At 66.5% G+C, this 16,909-nt stretch carries 12 protein-coding genes; 5 read left to right on the top strand and 7 right to left on the bottom strand.

Annotated elements, in window-relative coordinates; genetic code table 11:
• Nucleotides 1-5: 5 nt before the first annotated feature.
• On the bottom strand, nucleotides 6-524 hold the full coding sequence (gene def, locus QF040_RS25875; RefSeq protein ID WP_429613393.1) for a peptide deformylase: 519 nt from the start codon (nucleotides 522-524) through the stop codon (nucleotides 6-8).
• Nucleotides 525-684: 160 nt separating this feature from the next.
• Between def and QF040_RS25870 the strand changes: the two genes are divergently transcribed.
• The 3 genes from QF040_RS25870 (at nucleotide 685) to QF040_RS25860 (ending at nucleotide 3,695) form a co-directional block, all read left to right on the top strand.
• Nucleotides 685-1,902, top strand: a complete 1,218-nt coding sequence (locus QF040_RS25870; RefSeq protein ID WP_429613392.1) for a LysM peptidoglycan-binding domain-containing protein — start codon at nucleotides 685-687, stop codon at nucleotides 1,900-1,902.
• A 37-nt stretch (nucleotides 1,903-1,939) separates the two neighbouring features.
• The gene (dprA, locus tag QF040_RS25865; RefSeq protein ID WP_429613391.1) at nucleotides 1,940-3,091 is read left to right on the top strand and encodes a DNA-processing protein DprA; all 1,152 of its coding nucleotides are present in this window, start codon (nucleotides 1,940-1,942) and stop codon (nucleotides 3,089-3,091) included.
• An 85-nt stretch (nucleotides 3,092-3,176) separates the two neighbouring features.
• Nucleotides 3,177-3,695 carry a DUF494 family protein gene (locus QF040_RS25860; protein ID WP_429613390.1) on the top strand — a complete coding sequence of 173 codons (519 nt, stop codon included), beginning with the start codon at nucleotides 3,177-3,179 and terminating at the stop codon, nucleotides 3,693-3,695.
• A 28-nt stretch (nucleotides 3,696-3,723) separates the two neighbouring features.
• Here QF040_RS25860 and QF040_RS25855 read toward each other — a convergent pair whose 3' ends face one another.
• From QF040_RS25855 to QF040_RS25835, 5 genes are all read right to left on the bottom strand, one after another.
• Nucleotides 3,724-6,183 carry a DUF1631 family protein gene (locus QF040_RS25855; protein WP_429613389.1) on the bottom strand — a complete coding sequence of 820 codons (2,460 nt, stop codon included), beginning with the start codon at nucleotides 6,181-6,183 and terminating at the stop codon, nucleotides 3,724-3,726.
• Nucleotides 6,184-6,340: 157 nt separating this feature from the next.
• Nucleotides 6,341-7,300 carry a protein translocase subunit SecF gene (gene secF / locus QF040_RS25850; protein WP_429613388.1) on the bottom strand — a complete coding sequence of 320 codons (960 nt, stop codon included), beginning with the start codon at nucleotides 7,298-7,300 and terminating at the stop codon, nucleotides 6,341-6,343.
• A gap of 9 nt (nucleotides 7,301-7,309) precedes the next feature.
• Complete coding sequence (gene secD / locus QF040_RS25845) at nucleotides 7,310-9,211, bottom strand: protein translocase subunit SecD (RefSeq protein WP_429613387.1); 1,902 nt, start codon at nucleotides 9,209-9,211, stop codon at nucleotides 7,310-7,312.
• A 79-nt stretch (nucleotides 9,212-9,290) separates the two neighbouring features.
• Entirely contained in the window at nucleotides 9,291-9,623 is a 333-nt protein-coding gene (gene yajC, locus QF040_RS25840; protein ID WP_013544185.1) for a preprotein translocase subunit YajC, read from the bottom strand.
• 288 nt (nucleotides 9,624-9,911) lie between these two features.
• On the bottom strand, nucleotides 9,912-13,520 hold the full coding sequence (locus tag QF040_RS25835; RefSeq protein ID WP_429613386.1) for an indolepyruvate ferredoxin oxidoreductase family protein: 3,609 nt from the start codon (nucleotides 13,518-13,520) through the stop codon (nucleotides 9,912-9,914).
• 180 nt (nucleotides 13,521-13,700) lie between these two features.
• Here QF040_RS25835 and QF040_RS25830 point away from each other — a divergent pair, with 180 nt between their 5' ends.
• Both QF040_RS25830 and QF040_RS25825 read left to right on the top strand, forming a co-directional pair.
• Nucleotides 13,701-14,177, top strand: coding sequence for an Lrp/AsnC family transcriptional regulator (locus tag QF040_RS25830; protein WP_042577412.1), 477 nt, complete (start codon nucleotides 13,701-13,703; stop codon nucleotides 14,175-14,177).
• 61 nt (nucleotides 14,178-14,238) lie between these two features.
• The gene (locus tag QF040_RS25825) at nucleotides 14,239-15,072 is read left to right on the top strand and encodes a hypothetical protein (RefSeq protein WP_429613385.1); all 834 of its coding nucleotides are present in this window, start codon (nucleotides 14,239-14,241) and stop codon (nucleotides 15,070-15,072) included.
• Between the two features lie 26 nt (nucleotides 15,073-15,098).
• On the opposite strand, the gene QF040_RS25820 is transcribed toward QF040_RS25825, so the two are convergent.
• Nucleotides 15,099-16,778, bottom strand: coding sequence for a M28 family metallopeptidase (locus QF040_RS25820; protein ID WP_429613384.1), 1,680 nt, complete (start codon nucleotides 16,776-16,778; stop codon nucleotides 15,099-15,101).
• Nucleotides 16,779-16,909: the final 131 nt, after the last annotated feature.

Here is a 16,909-nt window from a genome sequence, read left to right as displayed (position 1 = left end):
GGGATTCAGGCTCGCTCGCGCGTTTCTTCGCGCTGCTGCTTGAGCAGCTTGCTCTTGATGCGGTTGCGCTTCAGGGGCGAGAGGTATTCAACGAACACCTTGCCCAGCAGGTGGTCGAGCTCGTGCTGGATGCACACGGCCAGGAGCCCGTCGGCCTCGATGGTGCGCATTTCGCCGTTCTCGTCGAGCGCCTGGACCTTGACCGAGGTGGAACGCATCACGCCGTCATAAATGCCGGGAACCGAGAGGCAGCCCTCTTCATTGAGCACTTTTTCGTCGCTGGCCCAGGTGATTTCGGGGTTGATCAGAACGATCGGCTTGTTGCGCTCTTCAGACACATCGATGACGACGAGCCGCTCGTGCACGTCGATCTGCGTTGCCGCCAGGCCGATGCCTTCGGCGTCGTACATGGTCTCCAGCATGTCGGCGACCACGGCCTTGATGCGTGCATCGACGCCCTGCACCGGCTTGGCCACGGTGTGCAGGCGCTTGTCCGGGTAACTCAGAATGATTCGTTTGGCCATGAAATCGGGGGGAAGTTGTGGCTATTTTCGCCAATTCCGCGACGCGAGGCCGCCTCCGGACCCGAAAACGTTGCCCTCTCAAGGGCTTCGGGCGCAGAATTCGTAGCAAATTGTGAGATTCGTATGCGCAACGATACGTCGTGCGCTCACCCATCCAGACATGAAAAAGCTCAGATCCACCGAACGCCAGCGCCCCAATCTCTTCGCCACGCTGACCGCCCTGGCGGTAATCGGCAGTTGCGGCGCCACCACGGCCTGGGCTCAGAACTACCCCGTGACGCCGCAGCAGCGCGCCACCGCCCAACAGACCGCCCAGGCAGGCGTGCCACTGAGCGAGCTGTCGCCGAAGGCGCCCGACGAGTACACGGTCAAGCCCGGCGACACGCTCTGGGCCATCTCCCGCCTCTACCTGCTGCGCCCCTGGCGCTGGCCGGAGCTGTGGGGCATGAACATCAACGAGATCGCCAACCCCCACCGCATCTACCCCGGCCAGGTTCTCTATCTGGACAAGAGCGGCGGCCGGGCTCGCCTGACCACCCGCCGCGGCGGCGTGAGCGGCGACGGCGGCACCATCAAGCTGTCACCGCGCACCCGTTTCGACTCGCTGGCCGGCATGGCCCTGCCCACGCTCAACCCGAGCCTGATCGAGCCGTTCCTGAGCGAACCGATCGTCGTGGACGCCAACACGCTCGAAAGCGCGCCGCGCATCGTTGCCGGCAACGACAGCCGCGTGCTGCTGTCGCGCGGTGACCGGGCCTACGCCCGCGGCAACCCCGAGTCGCCGCTGGTCGAAGTGCCGGGGCCGATCCAGAACTTCCGCATCTTCCGCAACGCGACGCCGCTCAAGGACCCGGGCACGGGCGAGATCCTCGGCTACGAAGCGCAGTACCTGGGCAAGGCTCAACTGCAGCGCGGCGAATCGACCACCATCGAGACGGTCGAGGACAAGGACATCATCACGGTCGTCCCGGCCAGCATCGACATCGTGGCTTCGCGCGAAGAAATGCGCGCCGGCGACCGCCTGCTGCCCGAACCGCCGCGCCAACTGCTGAGCTACGCGCCGCGGGCGCCTTCGACACAGGTCGATGGCCGGATCATCTCGGTCTATGGCAACGCGGTGCAGTTCGCGGCGCAAAACCAGGTCGTGGCCATCAACAAGGGCACGCGCGATGGCATCGACAGCGGCCATGTGCTGGCCATCCTGAAGAACGGCGAAACCATCCTCGACCGCACCGGCGCCCGCAAGGAAACCATCAAGCTGCCGAACGAACGCATCGGCCTCCTGATGGTGTTCCGCACCTTCGAGAAGGTGTCCTACGCCCTGGTGCTCGAGATCAACGACACCCCGAAGGCGGGCGACTACCTCGTCAACCCCTGATCGGCTTTCCGGCGCCCACGTCCTCGCCCCTACCCGTTTGGAACGCGCAGAACTCGCAGGCTGGCTGCGGCTTTCACTGACGCCGGGCATCGGCGATGGCTCCGCGCGCAAGTTGCTCGCGGCGTTCGGCCTGCCCGAAGCGGTCTTCGCGCAGACCCACGCCGCGCTGCGACAGGTCGTCAGCCATGCGCAGGCGGAGGCGCTGCAGCAGGCGCCCCACGGCCTTCAAGCATCGATCGACCAGACCTGGCAATGGCTGCAAGCGGCCGAGGGCAACGGCGTCGCCCGCCGCCTCGTCACGCTCGGCGATACCGGCTACCCGGCCTCGCTGCTCGAAATGGCCGATCCGCCGCTGATGCTCTACGTGCTCGGTGCCTCCGATTTCGACCTGACGCAGCTGCAGAACAGCATCGCCGTCGTCGGCAGCCGCAATCCGACGCCGCAAGGCGCCACCAACGCGCGCAGCTTCGCGCGGGCGCTGGGCGATGCGGGCTTGCCCGTCATCTCAGGGCTCGCGCTCGGCGTCGATGGTGCAGCGCACCAGGGCGCCCTCGATGCAGCCGGCGATGCACCGCGGCTCGCCACGGTCGCCGTGGTCGGCACCGGCCTGGACCGCGTGTACCCCGCGCGCCACCGCGACCTCGCGCACCGCATCACCTTGCAGGGGCTGATCGTGAGCGAGCTGCCGCTCGGCACGCCGCCCCTCACGCAGAATTTTCCGAAGCGCAACCGGCTCATCGCGGGGCTGGCGCGCGGCACGCTGGTGGTCGAAGCGGCGCTGGCATCGGGATCGCTCATCACCGCGCGGCTCACCTCGGAGCAGGGCAAGGAAGTGTTCGCCATTCCAGGCTCGATCCACTCGCCGCAATCGCGCGGCTGCCATGCGCTGATCCGCCAGGGCGCGAAGCTGGTCGAGTCGGTGGCAGACATCCTCGAGGAGCTGCCGCCGCTGCGCACAAGCGGTACAGCCAACGTCGCGCTGTCGAACGGCCACGGAGGCCACGACGCATCGGCTTCCGAAGACCCGCTGCTCGACGCTCTCGGCTTCGAGCCCGTGAGCCTCGATGCGCTCAGCGCACGCACCGGGTGGAGCGCCGCGGCACTGCAGGCCAGGATGCTCGAGCTCGAACTGGACGGGCATATCTCGCGCCTGCCCGGCGGGCTCTTTCAACGGACCGCATCCGCTTAGCGTGTTGCCACGCAAATAGCTGCGCGGACGAAATGCGGGGCAACACACTAGCCTGCCCTGCACATTCGTGGGCTATATTGGGCTCATGTTCGAAGTGCTTGTTTTTGTCTACGAAAACTATTGGCGCGGCGATGCCTGCCCCGAACCCGAACAGCTGGGCCGCAAGCTCAGTGCCCACGGCTTCGAGGCAGACGAGATTCGCGATGCCCTGCACTGGCTCGACGGCCTGAGCCTCGCAACGCAGGGCATGCAGCTGGAGCTCGATGCCGACGACGACACCACCGCCACGGTCACCTTCCGCGGCGCGCCCGAATCCTCCCTGCCCCAATCGGACGACGCCATGCGCGTCTACTCCCATGCCGAGCAGGAACACCTGGGCGCCGAATGCCTCGGCTTCATCCGCTTCCTCGAATCGTCGAACGTGCTGTCGTGTGGATTGCGCGAGATCGTGATCGAACGCGCGATGGCGGCACCGGGCGATCCGGTGGCGCTCGACGAGCTCAAGATCATCGTGCTGATGGTGCACTGGAGCACCGGCATCGAGCCCGATGCATTGGTGCTCGATGAGCTCTGCGAAAGCCGCGAAGGCCGCGTAGCGCACTGACGAAGTCGGGCCGCGGCGGCCGGCCAGTTCAGTTCAGCAGCCGCTCCGGATTCGCATCGAGCTTCGCCAACGCCTCGCGCGTGGCGCGCACCGTGAGCGTCTCTTCCTCGGCCGGCACCAGGAGGCCGGCCTGCAGGTACGTCGCCAACCGACCCGCCTGAATCAGGAAGCTTCGACCGTCCGCCGTAGCGAACAGGTGCAACTGCTTCCTGTCGCTGCGCCAGACGAATTGCACCTGGCTCACGCGGTCGTTGTGGTCCAGCATGAACCAGTTGCCCACCTGCAGTTCGTGCGCCCAGGCCAGCATGTCCTCGGCCACCTGCACGCCGGCCGCATCGGGCACCACCTCGATCGAGGCGGCATCCACGCCCAGCAGCAGTTCGATGCTGTGCGCATCGAGCGGCAGGTCGGCGGTGCCGCCGATGTCGCTCACGAAATCTTCCAGGTGCGCCAAGCGCTCGGCCATGGCTTCGATCTTGGCCTGCGGGATCGCCTCGGTCTTCGACAGGAAGGCATCGGACAGCGTGGCGCCGATGGTCTTGATGTGCGCTTCCTGCGGCTCGTCGACGATGCCCAGGAGCGCCATCCCTTGGCGCAGGCGCTGCAGCAACTGCGGCAGGTCTTGAATGACGCGGGCGCGGTCGGTGCGGTTGGGCTTGGCGCTCGCGGCCCAGACCAGCTCGGAAGCCACTCGCTTCAACATCACCGTCTGCTCGCCCTGCGCGCCGTAGCGCAGCGCGGCAATCGCCAGCACCTCGGCCCACACCTTGAACAGGAACTCGCGGATCTCGTCGCGCACCGGCATGTCGTTGAGCATCTTGCGCAACTCGATGGTGTACTGGATCGCCATCGTTTCCTTCTGCTCGACCTGCTGCGCCACGCTCATCACACGCTGCGTGGTGTCGCTCTGCGTGAGATAGCGATTGAGGAAAGCGACGAACTCGTCGAACACCAGCTTGAACACGCGCTGGCCGGTCTCCGGGTATTGCTCGATCACCTGCACCACGCGACGGATCTCGCCTTCGAGCGCGCTGCCGGTGATGGCGGCTGCATCGAAACCCATCACGCAGGAGCCCATGCGATCGATCAGCATGCGCGCGGGATGCTGCAGCGTGCCGAAAAATTCAGGCTCGGCGATGGCCACGCGCAGCACCGGCATCTGCAGCCGCGCGAACCACACGCGCGCCGAAAACGGAATCCGCTCCTCGGCCAGGATGGCCTGGAACATGAGGGCGACGATTTCCACGGTGGCCTTGTCGGCGGTGGTCGGTGCGCGCTTTTTGAGTTCGGTGCTGCGCCGACGCAGGTCGACTGCCGTCTGCTGGATGACTGTGGCCTGCTCGCCCGATGCGTCCATGTACTGCGTGGCGGCCATGCGGTAGGCCACCTCGGCTTCGGCGATGGCGCCGGCAAAGGTCCTGGAGAACTGCCGCGGGGCGGTGTTGCCGCCGGTGCCCGGCGTGCCGCCGCCGGTCGCACGGCCCGCCGGAGCGGTGCCGGTGATTGAATTCTGGGCGGGGACGGTGGTGGTGGTATCGCTGCCGATGCGCCCCGTGACGAATCGCTTGAGGCTCAGCAGCGCGGTCTGGGCTCGCTGCCGCGCCATCATCAGCGGCGAGCCGCCGATCGTCGACGTGCCGGCGGACATCGGTACGGAAGCTTGCGGTTGCGACTGGTGCGAGTGTTGTGGCGCCTGCGTGCCGTAGCCAGGACGCTGCTGCGAGCCACCGCCACCGCCACCGCCACCGCCATCCATCATCGGCGCGGTCGCCGAAGCCACCCCGCCCGCAAAGGAGGTGTTGAAGCCCGCGCTGTTGCCGGCGCCTGCGGCATTTCCGGTGCGCCGCACGAAGCTCTTGAGATCGATCTCCTGCATCACGCCATTGGCGATCAGGTAGGCATTGGCGCTCTCGTAGGCCTTGACGATCACATCGATCAGTTGCTGCTGCACCGTGTCCTGCACGCGAGCCCAGAGCTCGCGGCTCAGGCCGGCGGCCAGCCACTGCTCCACCAGCAGCCGCGCCAGCGTCTCGGGCTTGAGCACGTCCTTCGAATCGAGTTCGTTCGTGCCTTCGAGGTGCTGGATGCGCAGGCGCAGATCGCTGAGCTCGAAGCTCGCCTTGTCGTGGATCACCTGCGCGAGGCGCGAGGCGAGGATGTTGGTCTCGACCACCTCGTCGCCGATCAGCTCGAGTCGCAGCGCCGTGGGAAAGGTCGTCAATCCGCCGGTGGGCGCAGCGGCGCCAAGCGCCTTGCGCCAGCTCGTCTGCGAGAGCGTCACCCATTGCGTGGCCTGGCCCTGGAACGCCACGAAGTCGTCGCGGTGCTCCTGCATGGCGCGGGCGTTGCTCACCTCGGAGGCCAGCTGCGTCAGCCGGTCGCGGATCGCGCGGGCCAGCGGGACGATGGCCCCTTCCGTAGCCAATACGAAACGCTCACGCGTCTCGCGTGCGAGCTGCAGGGAAGAGGCGGACCGCGCAATGCTCATTGAAGGATCGGGAAGGCCAGGGAGAACTGTTCATCGGCAACAACAACCGCGAGCTTGCATCGGGAAGCGCCACCGCACAAGTGTGGACACTGCCCGGCGTTGCACGGGAACAGCGGTGCGGCCCCGCCGCCTGCTTTGTTGAACCCTGAAGTATCCGTCAGACCACGGCGCCGGCGTTCGGGTCGTCTTCCGTGTCGCCTTCGCGCTTGGTCGGCGGGCCGCCGCCCTTGATCAGGTCTTCGCGCTTCACGCCCAGCCACATCGCGATGGCCGCTGCCACGAAGCACGAGGAGTAGATGCCAAAGCAGATGCCGATGGTCAGCGCCAGGGCAAAGTAATGCAGCGTCGGGCCGCCGAAGAAGAACATCGACAGCACCACCAGCTGCGTGGAGCCGTGGGTGATGATCGTGCGGCTGATGGTCGAGGTGATCGCGCTGTCGATGACTTCGGCCGTCGTCATCTTGCGGTAGCGGCGGAAGTTCTCGCGCACCCGGTCGAAGATCACGACCGATTCGTTCACCGAGTAGCCCAGCACCGCCAGCACCGCCGCCAGCACCGCCAGCGAGAACTCCCACTGGAAGAAGGCGAAGAAGCCCAGGATGATCACCACGTCATGCAGGTTGGCCAGAACGGTAGCCAGCGCAAACTTCCATTCGAAGCGAAACGCCAGGTAGATCATGATGCCCACGACCACCATGCCGAGCGCCTTCAGGCCGTTGCTGGTGAGCTCGTCGCCCACCTGCGGACCGACGAACTCGTTGCTGCGCAGTTCCACGGTCGGCTCGATCGCCTTCAGGGCGCCCATCACCTGGTCGCTCTGCTGGGTCGAGGTCATGCCCTTGGCCACCGGCAGGCGGATCTGCACCGCGGTGCCGAAGCTCTGCACCTGCACCTCCTGGTAGCCCAGCTTGGCGACGACCTCGCGCACCTTGCCGACGTCGGCCGATTGCTTGTAGGCCACTTCCATCACCGTGCCGCCGGTGAACTCCACCGACAGGTGCAGTCCGCGGTGGAACAGGAAGAACACGGCCAGCGCGAAGGTGACGACGGAAACGATGTTCAGCACCACCGCGTGGCGCATGAACGGGATGGTCTTGTGGATCCGGAAGAATTCCATGGCGGTCTCTTATTTGGTTTCGGCCACGACCGCGGCATCGGTGCCATCGGCTGCATCGGTCTTGGGACGCCATACCGTGCCGATCGACACGCTCTTGAGCTTCTTCTTCTGTCCGTACCAGAAGTTCACCAGACCGCGCGAGAAGAACACGGCCGAGAACATCGAGGTGACGATGCCGATGCAGTGCACCACCGCGAAGCCGCGCACCGGGCCCGAGCCGAAGGCCAGGAGCGCGATGCCCGCGATCAGCGTGGTCACGTTGGAGTCGAGAATCGTGCCCCAGGCGCGCTCGTAGCCCGCATGGATCGCCGCCTGCGGCGAGGCCCCGTTGCGCAACTCTTCGCGTACGCGCTCGTTGATCAGCACGTTGGAATCGATGGCCACGCCGATGGCGAGCGCCATGGCGGCAATGCCGGGCAGCGTGAGCGTGGCCTGCAGGATCGAGAGGATCGCCACCAGCAGCATCAGGTTGACCGCCAGCGCGATCGAGGAGAACACGCCGAACAGCGCGTAGTAGATGCACATGAACACCATGATCGCGGCGAAGCCGTACATCACGCTGTCGAAGCCCTTCTTGATGTTCTCGGCACCTTGCGTCGGGCCGATGGTGCGTTCCTGGATGATTTCCATCGGCGCGGCCAGCGAGCCGGCGCGCAGCAGCAGCGCGAGGTCGTTGGCCTCAGACACGGTCATCGCGCCGGAGACCTGGAAGCGGTTGCCCAGTTCGCCGTTGATCGAGGGAGCGGTGAGCACTTCGCCCTTGCCCTTCTCGAAGATCAGCATGGCCATGCGCTTCTTGTAGTTCTCGATGCTGACCTGCCGCATGATGTTGCCGCCCTTCGAGTCCATCGTCAGGTCGACCTTGGGCTGGTTGGTCTGCTGCTCGAAGCCGGGCTGCGCGTCGGTGAGGTTCTCGCCGGTGACCAGCACCTGCTTCTTCACGATCACGGCGCGGCCGGAGCGGTCGAGGAATTTCTCGGAACCGAACGGCACCGGGCCCGTGCCTTGTTCGGCTGCACGGCCTTCGGTGCTTTCGTCCACCAGGCGCATCTCGAGCGTGGCGGTGCGGCCGATGATGGTCTTGGCTTGAGCCGGGTCCTGCATGCCGGGCAGCTGCACGACGATGCGGTCGAGGCCCTGCTGCTGGATCACCGGTTCGGCCACGCCGAGTTCGTTGATCCGGTTGTGCAGCGTGGTCACGTTCTGCTTGAGCGCCGCGTCCTGGAAGCGGCGCGCCGCTTCGGGCTTGATGCTGGCCACGATGCGCGATTCGGTGCCCTGCTGGCTCTCGACGGTGCTGAGGTCGGGCATCTGGTCCTGCAGCATGCGCCGGGCGATCTCCAGGCTGGCGGCGTCGCGCAGCGTGATCTCCACGGTCTGGCCGTTGCGGTTCACCGCGCTGCCGCGCACCTTCTTGTCGCGCAGGCCCGCGCGGATGTCGCCGGCGAAGGACTCGGCCTTCTTGTCCAGCACGCCGCGCATGTCGACCTGCAGCAGGAAGTCGACCCCGCCGCGCAGGTCGAGGCCCAGGTACATCGGGAAGGCATGCAGCGCCGTCAGCCAATGGGGCGAGCGCGACACGAGGTTCAGCGCCACCACATAGGACGCTTCGTCCTTGTTGGGTACCAGGGCCTGCGTCAGCGCATCACGCGCCTTGATCTGGTCGTCGGTGCTGACGAAGCGCGCCCGCACGGCGGTCGGCTCCAGTGTCAGCAGATCGGGGGTGAGGCCGGCCGTCTTGAGTACCTCTTCGACCCGGGCCTGGGTCGAGGCATCGATCTTGACGGTGGATTTGGCCGCCGACACCTGCACCGCAGGCGACTCGCCGAAGAAATTGGGCAGGGCGTAGATGAGCCCCACGAGCAGCACGATCACGATGATCGTGTACTTCCAGACCGGGTAACGGTTCATGAGAAAGCGCTTTTCAAGAAACGGGACACGGCGTGAATTGGGGCCCTGCGCCGCAAAGCGCAAGGATCAGCTCACGCTTTTATTTGACGGCGCCCTTGGGCAGGACCTGAACCACGGCGCTGCGCTGGATCTTGATTTCGATGCCGTTGGCGATTTCCAGGCCGAGGTACTGGTCGCCCAGCGAGGTGATCTTGCCGAGCACGCCGCCGGCCGTTGCGACTTCGTCACCCTTGGCCAGGGCCTCGATCATGGCGCGGGCTTCCTTCTGGCGCTTCATTTGCGGACGGATCATGACGAAATACAGCACCACGAACATCAGCACCAGCGGCAGCATGCTGCCGAGGGAGGACAACATGTCGCCGCCGCCGGCGGCTGCGGGCGCGGTCTGGGCGAAAGCAGAGGAAATGAACAAGAGAGTCTCCAGCAGAGGGAAGAGAAGAAAGCGAGAGGAGTGCGGGCCGGGCCTGCCATTCCATCTCTGAGCGGTCGCGGGAAAAACCGGCCGCAAATCAAAGCTCGGCGGGGCTTGGCCACCGCACAGCACCGGGCATTGTATTCGGGGCACGGCGCCCTTCCAGCGGCTTATCCGGCGCGGTGGGGAGGGCTTTCCGGGTATCCGGCCCGGCCGTTCTTTGCTACGTTTTGAATAGCAAAAAGCGCCCGGCGGGCGCTCTTTGAAGACGGGAACGGCTGAAAAAAATCAGGCCGCCGCGCGCTGCCCCTGCGGGTTGCGCCACTTGGCCATCAGTTCGCTCCAGCGCGCACGGGCCGCCACGAGGTTGCGCTCCTTCACATGGCCGTAGCCGCGGATCTGCTCCGGCAGGCTCGCGATTTCCAGCGCCAGCGCGTGGTTGTCGGCACGCAGGGCGCCGATCACCTCTTCGATGCTCGCGCGGTACTCGGCGATCAGCGCGCGCTCGGTCTTGCGTTCTTCGGTGCGGCCGAAGATGTCGAGCGCCGTGCCGCGCAGGCCCTTCAGCTTCGCGAGGAAGCGGAAGCCAGTCAGCATCCAGGGGCCGAACTTCTGCTTCTGCAGCTGGCCCTTGGCGTTCTTCTTGGCAATGATCGGCGGGGCGAGGTGATAGTTGAGCTTGTAGTCGCCTTCGAACATGCCTTCGACGCGGTCGAGGAACGTGCGATCGGTGTGCAGGCGCGCGACTTCGTACTCGTCCTTGTACGCCATCAGCTTGAACAGGTAGCGCGCCACCGTCTCGGTGAGCGCCGTCTTGCCCAGCGGCGATTCCGACTGCTGCACCTTCGCGACGAACTGCCTGTATTCCTCGGCGTAGGCAGCGTTCTGGTAGCCGGTCAGGAACTCGGCGCGGCGTGCCACCAGGCTCTCGACCGTCTCGCGCTTCTTGAACTCGATGACCTGGCCCGGGCGCACGCGCTTTTGCAGTTCCTCGGGACGAACGGCTGCCTGGCGGCCCCATTCAAAGGCGGTCTTGTTGTTCTCGATGGCCACGGCGTTCAGCTCGATAGCGCGCATCAGCGACTCGTGCGCCAGCGGCAGCCAGCCCTTCTGCCAGGCATAGCCCAGGATCATCGGATTGACGTAGATGCTGTCGCCCATCAGCGTGGTGGCGGCCGCATCGGCGTCGAAGGTGCCGATGCCGTCGATGCCCACGGCGCGCGCGATCTCGGCGGCACAGGCGTCTTCGGGGTTCTGCCAGTTGGCGTTGCGCACGAAGGCGGCCGTCGGCGAGCTGTGGCTGTTGAGCGCCACGTGCGTGCGCCCTTCGCGCATCCGCGCCATGGTTTCGCCGTTGACCGTGACCAGCGGGTCGCAGGCCAGGATCAGGTCGGCGGCCGCGGTGCCGACGCGCGTGGTGCGGATGTCGTCCTGCGTATCGCCGATGAGCACGTGGCTCCAGGTGGCCCCGCCCTTTTGCGCAAGGCCCGCCGCATCCTGCGTGACGATGCCCTTGGCCTCGATGTGCGCTGCCATGCCGAGCAGCTGGCCGATGGTGATGACGCCGGTGCCGCCGACGCCCGCCACCACCACGCCCCAGACCTTGCCGCCCGCCAGCGACGGAATCACGGGCTCCGGCAGCAGGCCGAATTCGGCCGGCGTCGCGCCCTTGTTCTTGCTCTTCTTCTTGAGCTGGCCGCCCTCGACGGTCACGAAGCTCGGGCAGAAGCCCTTCAGGCAGCTCATGTCCTTGTTGCAACTGCTCTGGTTGATGGTGCGCTTGCGGCCGAATTCGGTTTCCAGCGGCTCCACCGAGAGGCAGTTGCTCTGGACGCTGCAGTCGCCGCAACCTTCGCAGACCAGCTCGTTGATGACCACGCGCTTGGCCGGATCGACGGCCGTGCCCCGCTTGCGGCGGCGGCGCTTCTCGGTCGCGCAGGTCTGGTCATAGATGATGGCCGTGGTGCCGGCCATCGCGCGGAACTCGCGTTGGATCTCGTCGAGCAGATCGCGGTGCTTCACCTGCACGTGGTCGCCCGGAATCGAGACGCCCTCGTACTTCTCGGGCTCGTCGGTGACGATCACGACCTTCTTCGCGCCCTCGGCATGCAGGCTCTCGGCGATCTGCAGCACCGAGTGGCCTTCGGGGCGTTCGCCGACCTGCTGGCCGCCGGTCATCGCGACCGCGTCGTTGTAGAGGATCTTGTAGGTGATGTTCACACCGGCCGCGATGCTCTGGCGAATCGCGAGCAGGCCGCTGTGGAAGTACGTGCCGTCGCCCAGGTTGGCAAAGATGTGCTGGTCGGTCGTGAAGGGCTGCTGGCCCACCCATGGCACGCCCTCGCCGCCCATCTGCGTGAAGCCGATGGTGGAGCGGTCCATCCAGGTCGCCATGAAGTGGCAGCCGATGCCGCCCATCGCGCGCGAGCCTTCGGGCACCACGGTGCTGGTGTTGTGCGGGCAGCCCGAGCAGAACCACGGCTGGCGCGTGGCGTCGGCCACGCTGGTGGAGGCCTGCTGCACCACCATCGAACGCTCCTTGGCTTCGAGGATGGCCAGCTGCGCGTCGATGCGCGCGGTCATGTCGGCGCCGGCCGCGGCCAGGAGGCCGGTCTTCTTCAGGCGCAGCGCGATCGCCTTGGCGATCAGCGCGGGGTTCAGGTCGGCGTTGGCGCGCAGCAGCGTGTGCGCGGTCGGGTTGGGCATCGACCATTCGCCGCCCGAGTAACCCTCGGCCGCATGCACTTCGCCTTCATCGAACTTGCCGACCACGTTGGGCCGCACGTCGGGGCGCCAGTTGTAGAGCTCTTCCTTGAGCTGGTATTCGATGACCTGGCGCTTCTCTTCGACCACCAGGATTTCTTGCAGGCCGGTGGCGAATTCGCGCGTGAGCTGCGCTTCGAGCGGCCACACCACGCCCACCTTGTGCAGGCGGATGCCGAGCTGGCGGCAGGCGGCATCGTCGAGCCCCAGGTCGAGCAGCGCCTGGCGCGTGTCGTTGAAGGCCTTGCCGCTGGCCATGATGCCGAAGCGGTCGTTCGGGCCTTGAATGACGTTGTGATTCAGCCGGTTGGCGCGGATGTAGGCGAGCGCGGCGTACCACTTGTAGTGCATGAGCCGGGCTTCCTGCTCCAGCGCATGGTCGGGCCAGCGGATGTGCAGGCCGCCGGGCGGCATTTCGAAGTCGGTGGGAATGACGATCTCGACGCGCTCGGGGTCGATCATGGCCGTGGCGCTCGACTCGACGATCTCCTGGATCGTCTTCATGCCCGACCACACGCCCGAGAAGCGGCTCATTGCGAAGGCGTGAATGCCCAGATCCAAAATTTCCTGCACGCTCGTCGGAAAGAACACCGGCGTGCCGCAGGCCTTGAAGATGTGGTCGCTCTGATGAGCGGCGGTGGAGCTCTTGGAAATGTGGTCGTCGCCCGCCACCGCGATCACGCCGCCAAATTCGGTGGTGCCCGCCATGTTGGCGTGCTTGAAGACGTCGGAGCAGCGGTCCACGCCCGGGCCCTTGCCGTACCAGATGCCGAAGACGCCGTCGAACTTGTTGGTGCCTTGCGGGGAGAAGCCCAGTTGCTGGGTGCCCCAGAGCGCGGTAGCCGCGAGCTCTTCGTTCACGCCCGGCTGGAAGACGATGTTCTGTTCCTTCAGGAACTTGCTGGCCTTCCACAGCGCCTGGTCGTAGCCGCCGAGCGGGGAGCCGCGGTAGCCGCTGATGAAACCGGCGGTGTTCTTGCCGGCCTGCTTGTCGCGCAGCTGCTGCAGCATGGGCAGCTTCACGAGGGCCTGAACGCCGCTCATGAAGGCGCGGCCGTAATCGAGGGAGTACTTGTCGTCGAGCGTGACGGTTTCTAGCGCGCGGCGAATGTGCTCGGGCAGCGGGGCGTTCATGTTGTCTGTCTCCGTATTGGCAGGGCCTTGTGGGCCTGGCTGGATTGGCTGTGGGTCTGTGCCCGGTAGGGCGCGAGCCCATGATCACGCAAAGTGTATGCCGGGGTCCGCGACAGGTGTTTGCGTTCTTTGCCCCGAAAAACGCGCTTCCAGAAAGAATCTTGCTTAGCATCGGCATCCATGGAAAGCATTGACAAGTTCGACCTCGCAATCCTGCAAGAACTGCAGGCCGATGGCCGCCTCACGAACGCCGAGCTTGCGCAGCGCGTCGGACTCTCGGCGGCGCCCTGCTGGCGGCGGGTGCGGGCGCTGGAAGAAGCCGGCTTCATCAAGGGCTACCGCGCCGAGATCGACCGCCACAAGATAGGGCTGGGCGTGCTCGCCTTCGTGCGCGTGGACACCGAGCGCGTCACCAACGAGGCCACCCGCAAGCTGGAAGACGCGATCCGCAAGATGCCCGAGGTGGTGGCCTGCCACTACATCAGCGGCACCGGCACCTTCGAACTGCAGGTGGTGGCGCAGGACCTGAACGGTTTTTCGGCCTTTGCGCGGCAGCATTTGATGAATCTGCCGAACGTGAAGGACCTGCACACGAGCTTCTCGCTGGGTGAGGTGAAGGCGAGCAGCGCGCTGCCGCTGGGGCATCTGGCGAAGTAGCGGCGCACGGCTGCTGTGCGAGCATCCGCCATCACTAGGACAAGAAAGAAGAGGGAGCCGCATGAATCTCGACCCTAGCCGCCGCGCACTGGACCATCTGCAGCAAGTCCGCCTGCTCACCGACGCCGAACACGCAGCCGCCACCAACGATCCGGAGTTGCCCAACGCCCTGTTCCGCACGCCAGCCGAAGCGCTCGCCTGGATCGTCGCCCGCGAAATCGTTCCACAGGCGCAACTCGCCGATCTGCCCGCCCGCGCCGCCGTCGCGGGCCAGGAGAACGAAGCCCAGGCCATCGTTTCCGAGGCCACCGACCTCATCAGCGGCGAGTTTCCGCTGCCACCCTGGGCGCTGCTGCACATGCGCCTGCTGGACCGCCGGGTGCACGACGGCGTCAGCGCCAACGCGCTCGACCAGTTGCTGGCCCTGCAGCTGATCGACGCGGCGCAGCACTCGCACAGCCTCTCGATGCTGCCGACGCACGAGGAAGCCTGGGCCGCGCCCGATTCGCTGCCCGCCACGCTCGCCTGGACGGTGCTCCGGGCGGGCGCGCTGAGCGCGGATGACCTGAAGGCGCTGGCCGGCCGTACGGCGCATGACGAGATCGTCGCGGACGCCGTGGCCCGCGTGGCCGGCGCGCGGACGGAGATGCGAACGACGAAGACCACGACGACGTTCTCCGTCGATTCGATGGACTTCACCACCTCGTCGTCTTCGTCGACGTCTTCCTTGCCGTCCATGCCGTTCGCGTTGCCGCCGTCTTCCAGCTCGCAGACGCGGACCTTCACCTGGACATCGTCCTCGGCTTCAGAGTCCGCCCCTGGCGGTTGGAAGAAGAAGGTGATCGGCGCGGTCGTGGTCGCGCTGATCGCGCTTTACTTTCTCTTCGGTCGCTGAAGAGAAAAAGACAGCCGGCGCGCCAATCAGCGCCGCTCGGCGCGGCTCGCATCGCGCGTCGCGCGGAATTCCGATCCCTGCCCCCATTCCGGCCAGCGCTTGCTGTTCGCCAGCGTCTCGCCCACGCGATAGAGCAGCGGCAGGTCGTGCGCCATGCCGGTGAAGGACCAGTCGGCTTTCCATTCGTCGGCCGGCTGGTGGTAGCGCTCGGCGGTGTAGGCCTTGGCGGACGCTTCGCCGGCCGCGAGGCCGCCCTCGACCCAGTCGTTGCCCGAGGCGAACGACAGCGCCGGCACGCCGCGCTTGGCAAAGGAGAAATGGTCGGAGCGGAAGAAGTAGCCGGCCTCGGGGTGCGGGTCCGGCGCATAGGCGAGGCCGAAGCCCTTGGCCTGTTCGACCAGCAGGTCCTGCAGCTGCGACTCGGCGCTGCCCGAGGTGCTGAAGTTGCGCGCCCGGCCTTCAGGGCTGAGCGCGTCCATGTTGATGACGGCGACGGTCTTGGCCAGCGGGTACAGCGGCTTGGCGCCGTAGAACTCGGAGCCCAGGAGGCCGCGCTCCTCGGCGGTCACGGCCAGGAAGACGACGGAGCGCTCGGGCTTCTTCGGCGCGCTGGCGAAGGCGCGGCCCATCTCGATGAGCGCGGCGAGGCCGGTGCCGTTGTCGACCGCGCCGTTGTAGATCCTGTCGCCCTTGGCATCGGGGGCGCCGACGCCCAGGTGGTCCCAGTGGGCGCTGTAGATCACCGTTTCGTCGCGGCGTTGACGGCCTTCGACGCGGCCGACCACGTTCTTCGAGACGATCACCTGCCGGTCGATCGCGTACTCGGCGGTGAGGCTCGCGTCCTTGAGCACCTGGGGCTGGAACTCGCGGGTCTGCGCAAGCTTCTTCTGCGCCTCGAAGTCCAGCCCCGCGCGGCGCAGCAGCTCGACCGCCACATCGCGCTGGATCCAGGCCTCCAGCTTCGGATGCACGGCGGCGGGCTGGTCGCGCTCGATGTCGAGCATGGTCGCGGTGTTGGAGTTCTTGACCGTGGCCCAGCCGTAGGCGGCCGGCGCGGTCTCGTGCACGATCAGCACGCCCAGGGCGCCGCGGCGCGCGGCCTCCTCGAACTTGTAGGTCCAGCGGCCGTAGTAGGTCATGGCCTTGCCGCCGAAATCTCCGCTGCCTGTCTCGAAGTCGGGGTCGTTCACCAGCACCACGGCGATCTTGCCCTTGAGGTCGACGCCCTTGTAGTCGTCCCAGCGCCGCTCGGGCGCGCTCACGCCATAGCCCACGAAGACCAGCGGCGCCTGCTGGATCGAGACCGAGGTCGAGCCGTCCATCGCGGCGCGCACCGCGATCTGTTCGCCCTGCACCAGCGCATCGCGCTGCGTGCCGACCTGCAGCGTGAGCTTCGGGGCGCCGCGGAAATCGGTCTTCACCAGCGGCACCGACTGCGTCCAGCCGCGCTGGCCGCCTTCGAGGTCGCCGCCGGGCACTAGGCCCGCGGCCTTGAACTGGGCCACGAGGTAGTCGACTGTCTTGGCCTCTGCCGGCGTGGCGGGCGCGCGGCCCTCGAAGTCGTCGCCGGAGATGGTCTTCACGATCTGCGACAGGCGCTGCGGATCGAAGCGCGGCGCCGAGTCGCCGGCGGCCAGCGCGCTCGTGGCGCTCCATGCCAGGCCGATGCCGCAAAGAAGAAAGGCAGGTCCGAGTCGCCGGGTCATGCAGAGCTCCTGAAAAGGGTAGCTCCGGATACTAGACAGCGCGCCACGCCGCCGGGCGATGCCCCCGGGCCCGCCCGGAGAACCTTAGTTAGCCCGCGGGCGCGCTTATGGCAAGGACTCAGTCGAAGCAC

This window comes from Variovorax sp. W2I14 (assembly GCF_050435205.1).
In the GTDB taxonomy this organism is placed as follows: domain Bacteria; phylum Pseudomonadota; class Gammaproteobacteria; order Burkholderiales; family Burkholderiaceae_C; genus Variovorax; species Variovorax paradoxus_C.
The sequence above is the reverse complement of the archived record's forward strand: the minus strand, read 5'-3'. Positions and strand labels throughout refer to the sequence as shown.